Origin of the sequence: Aliiruegeria lutimaris (assembly GCF_900099935.1) — a bacterium.
GTDB classification, from domain to species: Bacteria; Pseudomonadota; Alphaproteobacteria; order Rhodobacterales; family Rhodobacteraceae; genus Tropicimonas; species Tropicimonas lutimaris.
On record NZ_FNEK01000052.1, the window covers coordinates 18412 to 36792 of the forward strand.

The window sequence follows — 18381 nt, forward strand, 5'->3', positions numbered from 1 at the left end:
CGCACAGCAAATGCGCGACGTGCTCCTTCATGCCCCAACATTCCCCTATCGTCCCAGCGACTTCCGGTTGAAATTTCCCCCGTGCCTGCCGATCCGACGGGCAAAGACTCACGGGATCTCATGCCAAATCGCCTTTCCATCGTGGTTGTCGAACAGGATCGAGAACGCGCCCTGCTGATCGTGGATTCGCTGCGCGCCTCGGGGGATCACGAGATCTCCGTCATAGCGGAGCGCACCGGCCTTGCGCGCCTGATCTCGGAAAAGAACCCCGATGTCGTTCTGGTCGATGTCACCTCGCCCTCGCGCGACATGCTGGAGGAACTCACGCTCGCCTCCTCGCCGCTCGACCGGCCCGTGGCCATGTTCGTTGACCGCTCCGACGACAACCTGACCCGTGCCGCCATCGAGGCGGGCGTCTCGGCCTATGTGGTCGACGGTCTGGCGCCGGGCCGGATCAAGCCGGTGCTCGACGCCGCGATCACCCGCTTCTACATGTTCCACGCAATGCGGGCCGAGCTGGCCGCCACCAAGCGCGCACTGGAGGAACGCAAGATCATCGATCGCGCCAAGGGCATGCTGATGAAAGCGCGCGGACTGGACGAGGATGCCGCCTATGCGTTGCTGCGCAAGGCAGCGATGGACCAGGGCAAGAAGATGGTCGATGTCGCCGAGGCGCTGGTTACCGCGGCGGGGCTGCTTTCATGAGCCAGACCCCGCTGACGCTCGGCTATATCCCGCTTGTGGACGCCGCCCCGCTGATCATCGCCCGCGAGCTTGGCTTCGCCGAGCGCGAGGGGCTCGCCCTGACCCTGCGGGCCGCACCTTCCTGGTCCACCCTGCGCGACCTCGTGGCGCTCGGCCAGATCGAGGCCGCGCAAATGCTCGCCCCCATCCCCGTAGCAACCGCGCTCGGGCTGGGCGGGCTTCCCAGCCGGCTCGATGCGCTTTGCGTGCTCTCGGTGGGCGGCAACACGGTGGGCGTGTCCAACGAACTTGCCGCCGCCATTCGTGCGGCCGGGCATGATTTCGACTTCACGGATGCCACCGCCGCCGGCAAGGCGCTGATCGCTGCGGCGGGTGAGCGTCTGCGGATCGGTGTCCCCTTCCCTTTCTCGATGCATGCCGAACTGCTCTATTACTGGCTCGGCGCGCTCGGGCTGGAGGCGCCGCAGGCGCTGGACGTGCATACCGTTCCCCCTCCGCTGATGGCCGAGGCGCTGGCCTCGGGCGATATCGATGCCTTCTGCGTCGGCGCGCCCTGGGGTTCGATCGCGGTCGAGAACGGCTCGGGCGAGTTGCTGCTGCCGACCTCGGCCATCTGGGCCTTTGCCCCGGAAAAGGTGCTCGCCGTGCGCCATGACTGGGCCGAAAGCGAACCCGACCTTGCCATTCGCCTCATCCGGTGCATGTGGCGCGCGACCCGATGGCTGGCGGATCGCTCCAATTTCGTCACCGCCTCCGAGATCCTTTCCCGCCCGGAATACCTCAACCTGCCCGCAGAGCTGCTCGAACGCTCCCTGACCGGCCAGCTGACAATCTCCCCGCGCGGCGAACAGCGCCGGGTGGAGGACTTCCTGTATTTCCACGAAGGCGCCGCGACCTTCCCCTGGCGCAGCCAGGCCGGCTGGATCGCCTCCCGTCTCGCCGCCCGAATGGGGCTCGATCGCGCCAGCGCCCGCCGTGCCGCGAAGAACGTCTTTCGCAGCGATCTCTACCGGGCCGCCCTCGCCGGTCGCGCGGTCGATCTGCCCGGCGCCTCCGAGAAACTCGAAGGCGCCCTCGAACAGGCAACCGAAGTTCCCGCCCAGAACGGAACCCTGATTCTGCACCGCGATCGTTTCTTCGATGGTCAAATCTTCGACCCGGGCACCGATTAGCGCTCAGCGTTTAGGCAGGTGAAAAACGCGGCATTGCCGAACGAGGAAAATCGCCCGCTAGCCGCGCCGCAGCATTGACCCAAAGCAGCGCAGCATCTCAAATGAACCTGTCTCCGGGGCAAGGGCGTCCCACCAGAGACATTGCCCCGATGATCCGGGGCATCCCGAGCAAAGCCGCTTGAGTCGTATGTCGTGTTCTCCTCCCACACGACTCCGAACTCAGCGGCTTTTTCTTTTTCCGGCGCCCACCTCCCGAAACGCGCCACCGACAGACAGAGGTTTCCATGACAAAGACTCTTGCCCTGGCACTCGCCGCCTCCACGGCCCTAACCACCCCGGCTCTTGCCGAAATGCTGGACGTGGAGAAGGACGAACTGACCTTCGGGTTCATCAAGCTGACCGACATGGCGCCACTCGCGATTGCCTATGAAAATGGCTATTTCGAGGATGAGGGCCTGTTCGTGACCCTCGAAGCCCAGGCCAACTGGAAAGTGCTGCTCGACGGCGTGATCGGCGGCCAACTCGACGGCGCGCACATGCTCGCCGGCCAGCCGCTCGCCGCCACCATCGGCTTCGGCACCGAGGCGCATATCATCACCCCCTTCTCGATGGACCTGAACGGCAACGGCATCACCGTGTCCAACGAGATCTGGGCGCTGATGAAGGAACATGTCGAACACGATGCCGAGGGCAAGCCCGTCCACCCGATCCCGGCCTCCGCGCTGAAACCGGTGGTCGACGCCTTCGCAGACGAGGGCAAGCCCTTCAACATGGGCATGGTCTTCCCGGTCTCCACCCACAATTACGAGCTGCGCTACTGGCTGGCCGCCGGCGGCATCAAGCCGGGCTACTACTCCCCCGAGGACGTGACCGGCCAGATCGACGCCGAGGTGTTGCTCTCCGTCACCCCGCCGCCGCAGATGCCCGCCACGATGGAGGCCGGCACGATCTATGGCTACTGCGTGGGTGAGCCGTGGAACCAGCAGGCCGTGTTCAAGGGCATCGGCGTGCCGGTCATCACCGACTATGAGCTGTGGAAGAACAACCCGGAGAAGGTCTTCGGCATCTCCGCCGCCTTCCAGGAAGAGAACCCGCAGACCACCATCGCCGTGACCAAGGCGCTGATCCGCGCCGCCATGTGGCTCGACGAGAACGACAACGCCAACCGTCCCGAAGCCGTGGAGATCCTGTCGCGCTCCGAATATGTCGGCGCCGATTACGACGTGATCGCCAACTCCATGACCGGCACTTTTGAGTACGAGAAGGGCGACAAGCGCGAGGTTCCCGATTTCAACGTGTTCTTCCGCTACAACGCGACCTACCCCTACTACTCGGACGCCGTCTGGTACCTGACTCAGATGCGCCGCTGGGGCCAGATCGCCGAGCCCAAGCCGGATAGCTGGTATGACGAGGTCGCCAAGTCGGTCTACAAGCCGGAGATCTACCTCGCAGCCGCCGAGAGCCTTATCGACGACGGTCTTGCCACCAAGGACATGTTCGACTTCGACACCGATGGTTACAAGGCCCCGACCCCGGCCGAGGATATCATCGACGGCATCGCCTATGACGGCCGCACCCCCAACGCCTATCTCGACAGCCTGCCCATCGGCCTGAAGGGCGAACAGAAGGTCGTGGGCAACGAGGTCCAGGGCTAACCGAATTGCCAGCCCAACGTCTCCCGGGCTGGCACCAACGGGATGGCGGGGCGATGCTCGTCAGAGCGAGCGTCCGTCCCGCCATCCCGACACTGAACGATCCGAACAGCTATTTCCGAGCACGGGCAACGCCACGCGCCCCCCGCTCCCCGCCAGACCGAGGACAGCCAAGATGACCGCCATCGACCCCGTCAACATCAGTGCCGAGGAAGCGAAGGAAGCCCGCAAGGCCCGCCTCTTCACGCGCATCAACAAGGCCGATTCCTGGTTCAAGGTCCTCGGCCTGTCCTTCATGACCCCGCTGCTCAAGGCCGCCGCCGGCGACAACCCGAAGGCCCAGATGAAGGAAATCTGGATCCTGCTCGGTGTCCCGCTGCTGTCGATTCTCTGCTTCCTGCTGCTTTGGGCCAACCTCGCCCCCAAGGTGCAGACCTCCCTCGGCGCTGTCCCCGGCCCGGCGCAGGTCTGGGAACAGGTGGAAAACCTGCATGAAGACGCCAAGCGCGAATGGCAGAAGGAAGAGGATTTCTACACCCGTCAGGACGCCCGCAACGCCAAACTGGAGGCGGCCGGCAAGTCCGACAAGATCAAGCACCGCCAATATACCGGTAAGCCCACCTATTACGACCAGATCTGGACCTCCATCCAGACCGTGTTCTTCGGCTTCCTGCTGGCCTCCGCCGTCGCCATCCCGCTCGGCATCGTCGCCGGTCTCTCCCGCGCCGGCGAAGCGGCCCTGAACCCCATCGTGCAGATCTTCAAGCCAGTCTCGCCGCTCGCCTGGCTGCCCATCGTCACCATGATCGTCTCGGCCACCTACACGACCAATGACGGCATGTTCACCAAGTCCTTCCTGATCTCGGCCATCACCGTGACGCTCTGCTCGCTCTGGCCGACGCTGATCAACACCACACTGGGCGTGGCCTCGATCGACAAGGATCTCGTCAACGTCTCCAAGGTTCTCAAGATGAACACCTGGACCAAGATCACCAAGCTCGTCCTGCCCTCCGCGCTTCCCCTCATCTTCACCGGCCTGCGGCTCTCGCTCGGTGTCGGCTGGATGGTGCTGATCGCCGCCGAAATGCTGGCGCAGAACCCGGGCCTTGGCAAATTCGTCTGGGACGAGTTCCAGAACGGCTCCAGCCAATCGCTCGCCAAGATCATGGTCGCGGTCTTCACCATCGGAATTATCGGCTTCCTGCTCGACCGCCTGATGTTCGCGCTCCAGTCGCTCTTCACCTTCTCCAACAACCGGTGACCCAGATGAGCATTCTCAAGTTCGACAACGTCACCAAGTCCTTCGGCGAGGGCACGGCGAAAACCGATATTCTCAAGAATATCGACCTCGAAGTGGCGGAAGGCGAGTTCCTCGTCCTGCTCGGCTTCTCCGGCACCGGCAAGACGACGCTGATCAACCTGATGGCCGGGCTTGAGTTCCCGACCAAGGGCAAGGTCACTTTCAAGGGCGCTCCCATCACCGGGCCGGGCCGCGAGCGTGGCGTGATCTTCCAGAACTACTCGCTGATGCCCTGGCTGACCGTCACCGGCAACATCAAGCTCGCGGTTGACACCGTCTTTCCCAAGATGGGTAAAGCAGAGAAAGACGCGCTGGTCGCCAAATACGTCAAGATGGTCGGCCTTTCCCACGCCGCCGCACGTCGCCCCGCCGAGCTTTCGGGCGGGATGCGACAGCGGGTGAACGTCGCCCGCGCGCTCGCCATGAGCCCGGAGCTTCTGCTGCTCGACGAGCCGCTATCCGCGCTCGACGCGCTCACCCGCGCAAATCTCGCCGACGAGATCGAACATATCTGGGAAGCCGACAAGAAGACCTGCGTGCTCATCACCAATGACGTGGACGAGGCCATCGTGCTGGCCGACCGCATCATCGCGCTGAACCCCGACGGGACGCTTGGCGAGGAGTTCCGCGTCACCATCCCCCGCCCGCGCGACCGTAGCGAGATGAACCATGACGCCGAATTCAAGCGCCTGCGCGGGGAGGTCACCAAGTACCTGATGGATGCCGGAATCGAGGCCAAGTCCGAGGAAACCCGCCAACTGCCCAACGTCACCGCCATCCATAACGAGCTGCCCCCCGCTGCCCTCAAGGCCGTGCAGGGCGAAGGCCGGACGGACAAGTACCTGGAGTTCTCGCAGCTTCACAAGATCTACCCCACGCCCAAGGGACCGCTCACCGTGGTCGAGGATTTCAACCTCAAGCTGAACAAAGGCGAGTTCATCTCGCTGATCGGCCATTCGGGCTGTGGCAAGTCCACGGTGCTGACCATGGCCGCCGGCCTCAACGATATCTCCAAGGGCGTGATCAATCTCGACAGACGCGGCGTTGTCGGCGCCGACCCGGAGCGCGCCGTCGTATTCCAGTCGCCCTCGCTCTTTCCTTGGCTTACGGCCAAGGAGAACGTCGCCGTCGGCGTGGAAAAGGTCTATCCGCGCGCCTCGCGCGCCGAGCGGCAGGACATCATCGAGTATTACCTCGAACGCGTCGGCCTCGGCGACAGCATGGACAAGGCGGCCGTGGACCTCTCCAACGGCATGAAGCAGCGCGTCGGCATCGCCCGCGCCTTTGCCCTCTCCCCCAAGCTGTTGCTGCTCGACGAGCCCTTCGGCATGCTCGACAGCCTCACCCGCTGGGAGTTGCAGGAAGTGCTGATGGAAGTCTGGTCGCGCACCAAGGTCACCGCGATCTGCGTCACCCATGACGTGGACGAAGCCATCCTGCTCGCCGATCGCGTGGTGATGATGACCAATGGCCCGCAGGCCACGATCGGGCGCATCGTCGATGTCGACCTGCCGCGCCCGCGCACCCGCAAGGCGCTGCTGGAGCACCCGGACTACTATCTCTACCGCGAGCAGGTGCTCTCCTTCCTCGAGGAATACGAGCACGGCGCCACGCCCATACCGAAGCCCGAGGCGACGCCCGCGGCCGAAACGAAGAGCGAGGCGGCCTGAGATGTCCGACGCGCAACTCCTGTCCTTCGCGGCCCATGGCAATGGCCCCTGCTTCGTCCGCGTGACCGAGGTCTGGGTTCTTGACGAGACCGGCACCAGGCTGGTGCTGAAAGATGGCCTCTATGGCGATCTGGAAAATTTCGCCAAGGTCTCCGGCAACGAGAGCTTCGCCTTTGGCGAGGGCCTGCCCGGCAAGGCCTGGGCAGAGGCTCGCCCGGTGGTGCTCAAGGGCTTCCAAGGCTCCTACTTCAAGCGCACAGAAGCCGCAGAAGCGGCCGGCCTGACCGCCGGCATCGCGCTCCCGGTCTTCGCAGGCGAAGATCTCAAGGGCGTCGTCACCTTCTTCTTCGGCGATGACGCGGAACATGTCGGCGCGGTGGAGGTCTGGGCCAGCGCCGGTGAACGCTCCGACCCGCTCAAGCTCGAAGACGGCTATTTCGGCACCGCCGAGCATTTCGGCTGGATCTCGCGCCACACCGAATTCCCGCACGGTCAGGGCCTGCCCGGTCAAGCATGGGCCAGCGGGCGCGCCGTGCTCTTCGAGGATCTCGGCGCCTCGCACAAGTTCCTGCGCGCCGAAAGCGCCGCCAAGGCGGGCATGACCGCCGGTCTCGGCCTTCCGATCTCCGCCCCCAACCCGGCCCCGCATGTAGTCACGCTTCTCTCCGCGCTAGATACACCCATCGCCCGGCGTTTCGAGATCTGGGAGGGCAGTGCCGGGGCCGGTTTCATCCGCATCGCCGGTGCCGATGAGCATGGCAATCCCCTGCCCGAACAACAGGACGTATCGCGCTTCGAAACCGGCGCAGGCGTGCTCGGAACCGTCGCCGCGACCGCTATTCCCGCCGCCGTCGAAATGACCTCCAGCGCCGGCTCCGCCGTCGTCGCCCTGCCGATCCTGTCTGATGGCAAGGTGGTGCAGATCGCCGCCTGGTATTTTTGAGGACACCGGACATGAACAAACCCCAGATCACCCTTATTCAGGATAGCTTCGCCAAAATCGTGCCGATCAGGCAGCAGGCCGGCGAAATCTTCTACTCGAAGCTCTTCGAGATCGCCCCAGAGGTCCGCCCGCTCTTCAAGGAGGACGTGACCGAGCAGGCCGGCAAACTGATGACCATGCTCGGCACCGTCGTGAACGGCTTGCGCGACCTCGAAAAGATCGTCCCCATTGCCCAGAAAATGGCCGTCGATCATGTCCAGTACGGCGTGAAGACTGCCCATTACGAGCCGGTCGGCACCGCGCTGATTGCCACGCTCGAAGCCGGTCTCGGCGATGATTTTACTCTCGAGACCCGCGAAGCCTGGGTCGACGCCTACACGGTTCTGTCGAACGTCATGATCGACGCCGCCGAAGGTCAAGGAGCCTCCGAATGAGCAAGAAGAAACTCGTCGTCATCGGCGCAGGCATGGCCTCCGGCCGGGCACTGGAGCACCTTTTCGCCGCCGATCCGGACGGTTGGGACGTGACGCTCTTCAATGCAGAGCCGCGCGGCAACTACAACCGCATCATGCTATCGCCGGTGCTCTCAGGCGAAAAGGAATTCCCCGAGATCGTCACCCATGATGATGCCTGGTATGAAAAACATGGCGTAACCTGCCGTTTCGGCGAGAAAGTTACGAAGATCAACCGCGCCGCGAAAACCGTCTCCGGGGAGGAAGGGGAGCCGGTGGCCTATGACAAGCTGCTTGTCGCCACCGGCTCCAACCCCTTCATCATCCCGCTGCCCGGCCACGATCTCGACGGCGTCATCGCCTATCGCGACCTCGAGGACACCAACGCCATGATCGAAGCCGCCGCTGCCCCCGGCAGCAAGGCGGTCGTGATTGGCGGCGGGCTGCTCGGGCTCGAAGCCGCCGCCGGCCTCAAGCTGCGCGGCATGGACGTGACCGTCGTCCACCTCATGGGCCACCTCATGGAGCGCCAGCTTGACGTGGCCGCCGGCTACCTTCTGCGCAAGGCGCTTCTGGACCGGGGCATCAAGGTGTTGTGCTCCGCAAATTCAAAAGAAATCATCGGCGTAGCCGGCAAAGTTAAAGCGCTGATGCTTGAAGACGGCACCGAGTTGCCCTGCGACATCCTCGTCATGGCCGTGGGCATCCGTCCCAATACCGGGCTTGCCGCCGAGGCTGGCCTCGCCACGGGCCGCGGCATCCATGTTGACGACCACATGCTGACCTCCGACCCCGACGTGCTCGCCGTGGGCGAATGCGTCGAACATAACGGCGCCGTCTTCGGCCTCGTGGCCCCGCTCTATGACCAGGCCAAGGTCGTGGCGCAGACCCTGGTTGGCCAGACGGCCCATTTCGTGCCCAAGGAGGTTTCGACCAAGCTCAAGGTCACCGGCTGCGACCTCTTCTCCGCCGGCGATTTCGAGGCGGGCGAGGATCGCGAGGACATCGTCTTCCGCGACCCCGGCCGCGGCGTCTACAAGCGCCTGATCATCAAGGATAACAGGATCATCGGTGCCGTCATGTATGGCGACACCGCCGACGCGAGCTGGTTCTTCGGCCTGATGAAGGACGAAGAAGACATCTCGGAGATGCGCGAGACCCTCATCTTCGGCCCCGCCTTCCAGGGGGGCAACACACTGGACCCTATGGCGGCCGTTGCAGCCTTGCCGGCTGACGCAGAAATCTGTGGTTGCAACGGCGTTTCCAAGGGCGACATCGTTGCCGCCATCGAAGGCGGGGCCACTGACCTTGCCGCCGTCCGCGCCGTGACCAAGGCGTCGGGATCCTGCGGCACCTGCACCGGGCTGGTCGAACAGGTCATGGGCGTCACGCTGGGCGACGATTTCGTCCTGCCCGCGGCACGGGGCATCTGCGGCTGCACCGAGCACAGCCACGAAGACGTCCGCCGCCTGATCAAGAGCCAGGAGCTGAAGAGCCAAGCCGCCGTCTGGCAGGAACTCGGCTGGAAGACGAAAGATGGCTGCCATGTCTGCCGCCCGGCAATCAACTATTACCTTCTGGCCGACTGGCCGCTGGAATACCGCGACGACCCGCAATCGCGCTTCATCAACGAGCGCAAGCACGCCAACATCCAGAAAGACGGCACCTTCTCCGTCGTCCCGCGCATGTTCGGCGGCATGACCACTTCCGACGAGTTGCGCGCCATCGCCGATGCGGCGGACAAGTACAACGTCCCCACGATCCACGTCACCGGCGGCCAGCGAATCGACCTGCTTGGCGTCAAGGGCGAGGACCTGCCCGCCATCTGGGCCGATCTAAACAAGGCAGGCATGGTCTCCGGCCACGCCTATTCCAAGGGCCTGCGCACGGTCAAAACCTGCGTCGGCAAGGAGCACTGCCGCTTCGGCACGCAGGACAGCTCCGGCCTCGGCATCAAGCTCGAACAGAAACTCTGGGGCGCATGGTCGCCGCATAAATTCAAGCTCGCCGTCTCCGGTTGCCCCCGCAACTGCGCCGAGGCCACCTGCAAGGATCTGGGCGTTGTCTGCGTCGACAGCGGCTACCAGGTCGGCGTCGGCGGGGCCGCGGGCATGGATGTGCGCGAAACCGACCTTCTGGCGCAGCTTCCGACCGAACAGGAGGCCATCGACGTCACCGTGGCCTTCTACCAGCTCTACCGTGAGAACGCGAAATACCTCGACCGGCCCTATAAATGGATCGACAAGGTCGGTCTGGACTGGGTCAAGGAACGCGTCATCGACGACCTGGAAAACCGCAAGGCCCTGATCGAGCGTTTTGAACTCTCCCAGACCATCTACCAGAAGGACCCCTGGGCCGAGCACGCCAGGGAACGCGCCGAAACCTACCGGCCGCTCGCCGACCTGAACCTGCAGGCTGCCGAGTAATCATCCTCTTTCCACAAATATCCCGGGGGAGTCGCGGCCTGCCGCGACAGGGGCAGCGCCCCCTCCCCGGTCCCCACCAAGGAACCGAACCATGACCACCTGGATCGATATCGGCGCCCTCGACGACATCCCCGCCCGCGGCGCCCGCGTGGTGAAAACCGCCTTCGGCTGCGTCGCCATCTTCCGCACCGGCGAAGACCAGGTCTTCGCCCTCGAGGACCGCTGCCCGCACAAGGGCGGCCCGCTCTCCGAAGGCATTGTGCATGGGCAAAGCGTCACATGCCCTCTGCATAACTGGGTCTTCAACCTCGAAACCGGCCTCGCCCAGGGCTCCGACGAGGGCGCGGTCCCCACTTACCCCGCCCGCATCGAACAGGGCCGCATCCTGCTCGACGCCGCCCAACTCGAGAACCGGAGCGCCGCGTGATGATGGACGGCGCCACCCGCCCCGCAAAGCTGCTGCAGGTCGAGGGGCGCCTCGCCACCTGCACGACCTGCCCCTATTGCGGGGTCGGCTGTGGCGTCAATGCCGTCCCGGACGGCATGGGCGGGCTGACCATAACCGCCGACAAGACCCACCCGGCCAATGCGGGCCGGCTCTGTTCCAAGGGCACCGCGCTCGGCGAGACAACCGGTCTCGAAGACCGTCTGCTCACCCCACGAATCCATGGCCGCGAGGCCAACTGGTCCGACGCGCTCGACCTCGTGGCGGCAAAATTCCGCGAGACGATCGAGAAGCACGGCCCCGACAGCGTTGCCTTCTACGTCTCCGGCCAGCTTCTGACCGAGGATTACTACGTCGCCAACAAGCTGATGAAAGGCTTCATCGGCTCGGCCAATATCGACACCAATTCGCGCCTTTGCATGGCCTCCTCAGTGGCCGGCCACCGCCGCGCCTTTGGCACCGATACCGTGCCCGGCCTCTACGAGGATCTCGAACAGGCCGACCTTGTGGTGCTCACCGGCTCCAACCTCGCCTGGTGCCACCCGGTGCTGTTCCAGCGTCTCGTTGCGGCGAAAAAGGCCAATCCCGCGCTTAAGGTGGTCAATATCGACCCCCGTCGCACCGCCACCTCCGAGCTGGCCGACCTCCACCTCGCCATCGCACCCGGCGGAGATGTCGCGCTTTTCAACGCGCTGCTCGCCCATCTCGCCGATACCGGCCGGCTCGAGCGCGCCTATATCGCGGCTCATGTGAACGGCCTCGACGAGGCGCTGGCCGCTGCCCGCGCCGACGATCCCGCCGCCTCCGGTCTGAGCGAAGAGGAAATCGCCACCTTCCTCACCCTGTGGGCAAGCACGGAGAGGGTCGTCACGGTCTATTCCCAAGGCGTCAACCAGTCCTCCTCCGGCACGGACAAGGTCAACGCGATCCTCAATTGCCACCTGGCAACGGGCCGCATCGGCCGCCCCGGCACGGGTCCCTTCTCCGTCACCGGCCAGCCCAACGCCATGGGCGGGCGCGAGGTTGGGGGGCTTGCCAACATGCTCGCTTGCCATCTCGATATCGAGAACGCCGAGCACCGCGCGGCGGTCAAGGAATTCTGGGACGCCCCCGCCATGCCCGAGGGTCCCGGCCTCAAGGCAGTGGACCTGTTCCGCGCCGTCGAGGAAGGCCGGATCAAGGCGCTCTGGATCATTTGCACCAACCCCGCCGTCTCCATGCCCGAGGCCGACCGCGTCGCTACCGCGATCAAGGACTGCGAGTTCACCGTGGTCTCCGACCTGACAGCCGAGACCGACACCGCCCGCCTCGCCGACGTTCTGCTGCCCGCTACTGGCTGGGCGGAAAAGGACGGCACGGTAACCAATTCGGAGCGCTGCATATCGCGCCAGCGCGCGATTCTGCCCGCGCCGGGGGCCGCGCGCCATGACTGGCGCATCATCTGTGATGTCGCCGAGCGCATGGGCTTCGGCGCCGCGTTCGATTTCACTTCCCCCGCAGAGATCTTCCGCGAATATGCCGCGCTCTCGGGCGTGGCAGGCCGGCTTGGCCTCGATTTCGACATCTCGGATCTGAGCGACCTGTCAGACCGCGACTACGACGCGCTCGAACCCTTCCACTGGCCACGGGCCGGCACGCGCCAGGGCGGACGCTTCTTTGCGGAGGGCGGCTTCTACCATGCCGACGGCAAGGCGAGACTGCTCGCCGTCACCCATCGCGCCCCGGCCTCGGTGCCCTGCGCCGAGTATCCGTTCCGCCTCAATACCGGCCGCGTGCGCGATCATTGGCACACGATGACCCGCACCGCGAAATCGCCGCGGCTGAGCCAGCACATCGCCGAACCTTATCTCGAGATCCACCCCGCCGATGCCGCCGATCTGGGTCTCGCCCCGGCCTCCATCGCCGAGGTGACAAGCCGCCAAGGCCGCGTCCTGCTGCGGGTGCTGATCTCCGAGCGGGTCCAGCGGGGCCAGGTCTTCGCGCCCATGCACTGGACCGGCGAAACCGCGCCCTGCGGCCGCGTCGATGCGCTGGTCGCCGCCAATACGGACCCCCTGTCCGGCCAGCCGGAGAGCAAGGCCTCCACGGTTGCCATCCGTCCGATGGAGGCTTCCTGGTACGGCTTCGCGCTCTCGACCGGCGAATTCTGGCCCCAGACCGATTATTGGGCCCGCGCCCGCACGCGCGGTGGCTGGCGGGCCGAGCTTGCCTCGGCCGCCCTGCCAACCGATTGGGAAGACGCTGCACGGACGCTTTTCGGCCTTGGCACGGAGGCAAGGGCGGTCACCATGATCGACCCCGCCCACGGCGCCGCGCGCCTCGCCTTCCTCGAAGAAGGCCGGCTCGTCGCCGCGCTCTTTGCCGGGCCCGCGCCGGTCGGTGTTTCGCGCAGCTACCTTGCCGGCATGATCGGGGACGAGGCCGGCGCCGAGATCCTCTCCGGCCGCCCCGGCGCCGAGCGCCCCGATCCCGGCGCCACGGTCTGCGCCTGTTTCGATGTCGGCCAGACCACGATCCTCGAAGCGATCCGCAGCCAGCGGTTGACCAGCGTCGAGCAGATCGGCGCGGCGCTTCAGGCCGGCTCCAATTGCGGCTCCTGCAAGCCCGAACTTCAGGCCCTGCTCGCCGCCGCCACAACGCCCGTGGCCGCGGAATGAGCCTGCGGGAATATGTCCGCGCCATGGGGCGTGGTCCCAGCCGGGGCCGGTAACTGAGCGCGGCGGAGGCCGAAGACGCGATGGCGCAGATCCTCGCTGGAACCGCCGCCCCCGAGGCCGTTGGGGCGCTGCTGATGCTCATGCGCTATCGCGGCGAGACGCCGGAAGAGCTGGCCGGTTTCACCCTTGCGCTTCGCGCCGCCCTGCCCGACTGGCCCGGCCTGCCGCCCGCGCTGGACTGGCCGAGCTTCGCCGCCGGGCGTACGCGCGGCCTGCCCTGGTTCCTGCTCTCGGCACGCCTGCTGGCCGAGGCCGGACACCCGGTGTTGCTGCATGGCTGGAACGCGCACCAGGCCGTTGCCGCCTCTGTCACAGCCGCCCTGCCCCACGCAGGCATCGGGCAGGCGACGAGCCTCGACGACGCCGCGCGGATCATCGCTGAGACAGGCATCGCCTATCTCTCGCTCTCAGATTACGCGCCGCGCGCGCTCGACCTGCTGCAATTGCGCGACGTGCTCGGCCTGCGCTCGACGGTCAACACCGTGCTGCGGCTGGTCAACCCTGCCGGGGCCCTGACCTCTGTGCAGGGCGTCTTCCACCCGCCCTACCTGGCGCTGCAATCGGAAGCCGCGTTGATGCTCGGGCTACAGAGGTCCTGCGTGATCAAGGGCGGCGGCGGCGAGTTCGAGCGCAACCCGGCCAAAGCCATGCCGCTCTCGGGCATTTGCGCCGGCGCGCTGCGAAAAGGGACAGCCCCTGCCCTGCTCGGTGAAACCCATGCACGCCTCGCCGACGGGCCACAGCTTTCCACCTCGCCGGCGGCGCTTTCTGCGCTATGGTCCGGAGAGGCGGAGGACAGTTTCGCAGAAGCTATCGTGACCGGCACCGCCGCCCTCGCCCTGCTGAGCATGGGCACCGCCGCAACATCCGCCGAGGCCGACGCACAGGCCCGCGTACTCTGGTCCGCCCGAACGCCTGTAATGGAAAGGATCGCGTAGTGAAGACATTCCCGATGTTCCTCAAGATGCAGGACCGCCACGTTGTCATCGTCGGCGGCGGCGAGCAGGCCGCGCAGAAGGCCCGGCTCATGCTCAAGACCGAAGCCGAAATCGTGCTTCTTTCCCATGAGCTTGACGAGGAATTGCGGAACCTCGTCGCCACCGGCCGTGCCCATCACGACACCGACGCCCCCGGCGTCGAGAGCTTCGCCGGCGCCGCGCTCGTCTTCATCGCGACCGGTTGCGTGGGGCTGGATGCCGCGCTGCACGCACTGGCCAAGGAAGCCGGCGCGCTGGTGAATGTTGTCGACCAGCCGGATCTCTGCGATGCCTACACCCCGTCCATTGTCGACCGCGACCCGGTCGTGGTGGCTATCGGCACCGAGGGCAATGCGCCGGTTCTGGGCCGCATGATCAAGACCCAGGTCGAGGAGCTGCTGGAGCCGCGCCTGGGCGACATGGCGCGGCTGGCCGGCCGTCTGCGCGAGGCGGTGACCCATCATGTCGCGCCCGAGGCGCGGCGCGGGTTCTGGCGCTGGATGTTCTCGGGCGAGCCACGACGGCTTCACGCGCGCGGCTCCGAACATCGCGCTGCAAGGCTGCTCAAACAGGCGATTGCCGCAGGGCAAGACCCGCAGGCGCGCCTCAATGGCACGGTCAGCCTTGTCGGTGCCGGGCCGGGAGACGCCGATCTGCTGACACTGCGGGCCGTGCAGCGGCTACAGGAGGCCGATATCATATTCGTCGCCCCCGGGATCGACCCGGCGCTTCTCGAACAGGCCCGCCGGGACGCAGAGCGTGTGCATCTTCCGGTGCCGGACGGCGCGCTGGCCTGGCCACGGGAGCGGCTGGAGCAACGGATTTCGACCGAGGCGCGGCATGGGCGCAGCGTCGTCTACCTGCTGGCTGAAACGCCGAGCATGGCGCAACTGGAACCGTTCGAGGCGCTCGATGACGAAGGTATCCTTGTCGAGCTCGTCCCCGGCGCAATGGCTGCTGTCCCTGCCTCTGCGGGGGGCGGATCCGGACAGAGCTCCGCGACGTTTTGACCTCGCGCCTTTCCGTGCTACCTTTACGTCACGCACGAACAGGGAGATCCAGAATGCACGTGAAAGCAATCGCCGCCGCCTTCCTACTTGGCCTTCTGCCTGCCGCCGCGCTGGCACAATGCAGCTGGGAGCATCGCAACGAAAGCGTCAGCCAATGCCCGGACGGACATGTCTATGACGGCACGTCCGGCGCCTGCGTAAAGCAGACAACCAGCTGATTTTTCCCGGTCTCGCGGTGCCGCCGCGAGGCCGGTAACCCAGCCTTAAGAACGACAGCGATACCCTGCCGCCAAGAACGTGCAGGAGATTGACGTGTCGACAGAAATCACACCGATTCCCATGACCATCGGCGGGTTGGGGACTCCGGGCGGGGCACCGCCTGCAAGGGCACCCTCACGCGCGCCTGCTGTGACGCGCAAGGCACTGAACCGTCAGCAAAAGGCTGCTGTGATCGTGCAGCTTCTGCTCTCCGAAGGGGCGGAGCTTCCGCTGGCCTCCTTGACCGAAGCCCAGCAGGCCGACCTGACGGCGATGCTCGGAGAGATGCGGACCATCGACCGGGACACGTTGCAATCGGTCGTGGATGAGTTCGTCGACGCAATGGATTCGATCGGGTTGACCTTTCCCGGCGGTATCGAGGGCGCGCTCGGCCTGCTGGACGGGCATATCAGTCCGACAACCGCCGCCCGGCTGCGGCGGCAGACGGGCGTTGCCGCGCGAGGCGATCCCTGGGAGCGAATCTCGGGGCTGGCACCGGAACGGCTGGTGCAGGTTCTGGAAGAGGAGAGCACCGAGGTCGGCGCGGTGATGCTCTCCAAGCTCTCGGTCTCGCAGGCCGCCACCCTACTCGGAATGTTGCCGGGCCAACGCGCGCGCGAGCTGTCCTACGCGATCTCCCGCACCAGCAAGGTCCAGCCGGAAACGGTGCAGCGCATCGGGCTGTCGCTCGCCTCCCAGCTCGACGCGGAGCCGGTCTGCGCCTTCGACGCGGACCCGGTGGAGCGTGTTGGCGCCATTCTCAATTACAGCCGCGCCGCGACCCGTGACGACGTGCTGGAAGGGCTGGACGAGACTGACCAGGCCTTTGCCGCCGAAGTCCGCCGCGCGATCTTCACCTTCGCCAATATCCCCGGCCGGGTTACGGAGCGGGACATCCCGCGCGTCGTGCGCGGCATCGACCAGCCTGTACTGGTGCAGGCGCTCGGCTATTGCGCCGGCAACCGGGAGATGGAAAAGGCGCGCGACTACCTGTTGGACAACATGTCCAAGCGCATGGCCGAGGCCCTGCGCGAGGAGATCGGCGAGGCCGGGAAAATATTCGACGCGGCGGGCGAGGAAGCCATGAACACGGTCGTTGGCGAAATCCGCCGCCTTGTCGAAGCGGGCGAGCTGCTGCTGGTGGCCGAGGAGGAGTGAGCCCACCGCTTGCGGACAGGGACAGGCGCGCGCGTTGACGACCACCGCTCTGCCCGCCTTCCAGCGCGTCGGACACGGGAGCACGCAATGCCCCGCCCGCCCGTGACCGACTTCTCGGCGTTTTCGAGCCATGTTCCGCGCCATTCTCCTGCGTCAGGTCACGCGTAGGCTTGAGATCGGCGGCGTGCTTCAATATGTCTGCACGCCGCGGGGTAGCATCATGGCACGCAAGGGCGGAAGCGAAACGGAGACGGACGGCACCACGGGACAGTGGTTGGTCGACCGTGCCTTGCGCATGGCCATCTGGAGCGCGATGCGGCTGTCCTACGAGCGTCGCGTGCCGCTATTTGGCGCGCTGGCACGGGCTGCCACCCGCGCGATACCCAATTTCCAGCGGCGCATGCTGGACAATCTCGACCATGTCTGGCCCGACCGCCCGCTGGAGGAACGCCGCGCCATCGCCCGCGCGTCCGCCGACAATATCGGGCGTACCCTGATCGAGCATTATTCGATGCAGGAACTGGCCCAGCGCATGGCGGATGTGGAACCGGAGGGGCCGGGCTGGGAGGTTCTGCGGACGACCCAAGAGGCCGGAAAACCCGCCATCCTGATCACCGGGCATTACGGCAATCACGAAATGGCCTTCATCTGCCTGACCGCGCGCGGTATCTCCGCCGGCGGGCTTTACCGGCCGATGCAGAACCCCTTTGTAAACCAGCATTATGTCGATGCGGTGGCCGCGCTCGGACTTGGGCCGCTCTTTGAACAGGGCCGCGCGGGAATGGGCCGGCTGCTGCGCCACCTGCGCGGCGGCGGCACCGCGATCATCCTCAACGATCTTTATGTCGGCGGCGGGATCGAGATGGATTTTCTCGGCAAACCGGCGCGAACCGCGTTGTCCTCCGCCGAATTCGCGCTGAAAATGGACGCCCCGCTCATTCCCTTCTACGGCATTCGCCAGCCCGACGGGCTCAGCTTCCGTTTCGTGCTGGAAGCCCCGATCCCGCCCGGCACCCCGGAGGAAATGACCGCCGCCTTCAACCGCTCGCTCGAAGCGAGGATCCTGGAAGATCCCGGGCAGTGGTTCTGGCTGCATCGCCGTTGGAAACGCAAATGGCAGGGTGGCAAGGGCATGGTGCCGGGCCTTCACCCGGCAGAACTGCCCCGTCAGAAATCTCGCTAAAGCGTACCGCCAAAAACCTGAATCGTTGGGATTCCGTTGAAGCCTGATCTGTGATTCATCCTGTTTGGGAGGATGGATCATGTCAGCACCTTTGCCGGACGTGCTGCGGCTGCGGTTTCAGAAGTTGGTTGAAGTAGGGTTAAGCGGGCGCGCGGCAGCGTTGCGGTTAAAGCTGTCGCCAGCAACAGGGGCCAGATGGGCGCTCTCGATCCGGCGCACGGGCCGTGCCTGTGCCGCTCCCCAAGGTCGTCCCAAAGGCAAGGGAAAGCTCGATCCGCATCGCGCCTTCTTCGCCGAGATCATCGGGCAGGAC

General features: G+C 65.6%; 15 protein-coding genes and 1 pseudogene. All 16 read left to right on the forward strand.

Going from position 1 to position 18381, the window contains the following annotated elements:
* Positions 1 to 120: 120 nt before the first annotated feature.
* Positions 121 to 705: an ANTAR domain-containing response regulator gene (locus BLR85_RS19715; RefSeq protein ID WP_093161201.1), complete on the forward strand. Its 585-nt coding sequence runs from the start codon at positions 121 to 123 to the stop codon at positions 703 to 705.
* On the forward strand, positions 702 to 1877 hold the full coding sequence (locus BLR85_RS19720) for a CmpA/NrtA family ABC transporter substrate-binding protein (protein WP_093161204.1): 1176 nt from the start codon (positions 702 to 704) through the stop codon (positions 1875 to 1877). Before BLR85_RS19715 ends, BLR85_RS19720 begins: the two co-directional genes overlap by 4 nt.
* A gap of 284 nt (positions 1878 to 2161) precedes the next feature.
* On the forward strand, positions 2162 to 3532 hold the full coding sequence (locus BLR85_RS19725) for a CmpA/NrtA family ABC transporter substrate-binding protein (protein ID WP_093161207.1): 1371 nt from the start codon (positions 2162 to 2164) through the stop codon (positions 3530 to 3532).
* 172 nt (positions 3533 to 3704) lie between these two features.
* Complete coding sequence (locus BLR85_RS19730) at positions 3705 to 4790, forward strand: ABC transporter permease (RefSeq protein WP_093161210.1); 1086 nt, start codon at positions 3705 to 3707, stop codon at positions 4788 to 4790.
* 5 nt (positions 4791 to 4795) lie between these two features.
* On the forward strand, positions 4796 to 6499 hold the full coding sequence (locus BLR85_RS19735; RefSeq protein WP_093161239.1) for an ABC transporter ATP-binding protein: 1704 nt from the start codon (positions 4796 to 4798) through the stop codon (positions 6497 to 6499).
* Between the two features lies 1 nt (position 6500).
* Complete coding sequence (locus BLR85_RS19740) at positions 6501 to 7442, forward strand: GAF domain-containing protein (RefSeq protein ID WP_093161213.1); 942 nt, start codon at positions 6501 to 6503, stop codon at positions 7440 to 7442.
* A gap of 11 nt (positions 7443 to 7453) precedes the next feature.
* Positions 7454 to 7876: a globin family protein gene (locus BLR85_RS19745; protein WP_093161216.1), complete on the forward strand. Its 423-nt coding sequence runs from the start codon at positions 7454 to 7456 to the stop codon at positions 7874 to 7876.
* Positions 7873 to 10320, forward strand: a complete 2448-nt coding sequence (gene nirB, locus BLR85_RS19750) for a nitrite reductase large subunit NirB (RefSeq protein ID WP_093161219.1) — start codon at positions 7873 to 7875, stop codon at positions 10318 to 10320. The genes BLR85_RS19745 and nirB overlap by 4 nt, the downstream gene beginning before the upstream one ends.
* Positions 10321 to 10411: 91 nt before the next feature.
* Positions 10412 to 10747 carry a nitrite reductase small subunit NirD gene (nirD, locus tag BLR85_RS19755; protein WP_093161221.1) on the forward strand — a complete coding sequence of 112 codons (336 nt, stop codon included), beginning with the start codon at positions 10412 to 10414 and terminating at the stop codon, positions 10745 to 10747.
* Between the two features lie 2 nt (positions 10748 to 10749).
* A complete protein-coding gene (locus BLR85_RS19760) occupies positions 10750 to 13422 on the forward strand; it encodes a nitrate reductase (RefSeq protein WP_093161242.1) in 2673 nt (890 codons plus the stop codon).
* A 53-nt stretch (positions 13423 to 13475) separates the two neighbouring features.
* Complete coding sequence (locus BLR85_RS19765) at positions 13476 to 14420, forward strand: glycosyl transferase family protein (RefSeq protein ID WP_280138499.1); 945 nt, start codon at positions 13476 to 13478, stop codon at positions 14418 to 14420.
* Positions 14420 to 15469, forward strand: coding sequence for an NAD(P)-dependent oxidoreductase (locus BLR85_RS19770; protein ID WP_093161224.1), 1050 nt, complete (start codon positions 14420 to 14422; stop codon positions 15467 to 15469). Before BLR85_RS19765 ends, BLR85_RS19770 begins: the two co-directional genes overlap by 1 nt.
* Before the next feature lie 53 nt (positions 15470 to 15522).
* Complete coding sequence (locus tag BLR85_RS29240) at positions 15523 to 15687, forward strand: hypothetical protein (protein ID WP_170844658.1); 165 nt, start codon at positions 15523 to 15525, stop codon at positions 15685 to 15687.
* 94 nt (positions 15688 to 15781) lie between these two features.
* Positions 15782 to 16885, forward strand: a complete 1104-nt coding sequence (locus BLR85_RS19775) for a flagellar motor switch protein FliG (RefSeq protein ID WP_244520802.1) — start codon at positions 15782 to 15784, stop codon at positions 16883 to 16885.
* A gap of 220 nt (positions 16886 to 17105) precedes the next feature.
* Positions 17106 to 18068 (forward strand): lysophospholipid acyltransferase family protein, encoded by a 963-nt coding sequence (locus BLR85_RS19780; RefSeq protein WP_093161245.1) that lies wholly within the window; start codon positions 17106 to 17108, stop codon positions 18066 to 18068.
* 79 nt (positions 18069 to 18147) lie between these two features.
* Positions 18148 to 18381, forward strand: a pseudogene (locus tag BLR85_RS19785) (transposase); the annotation flags it as partial.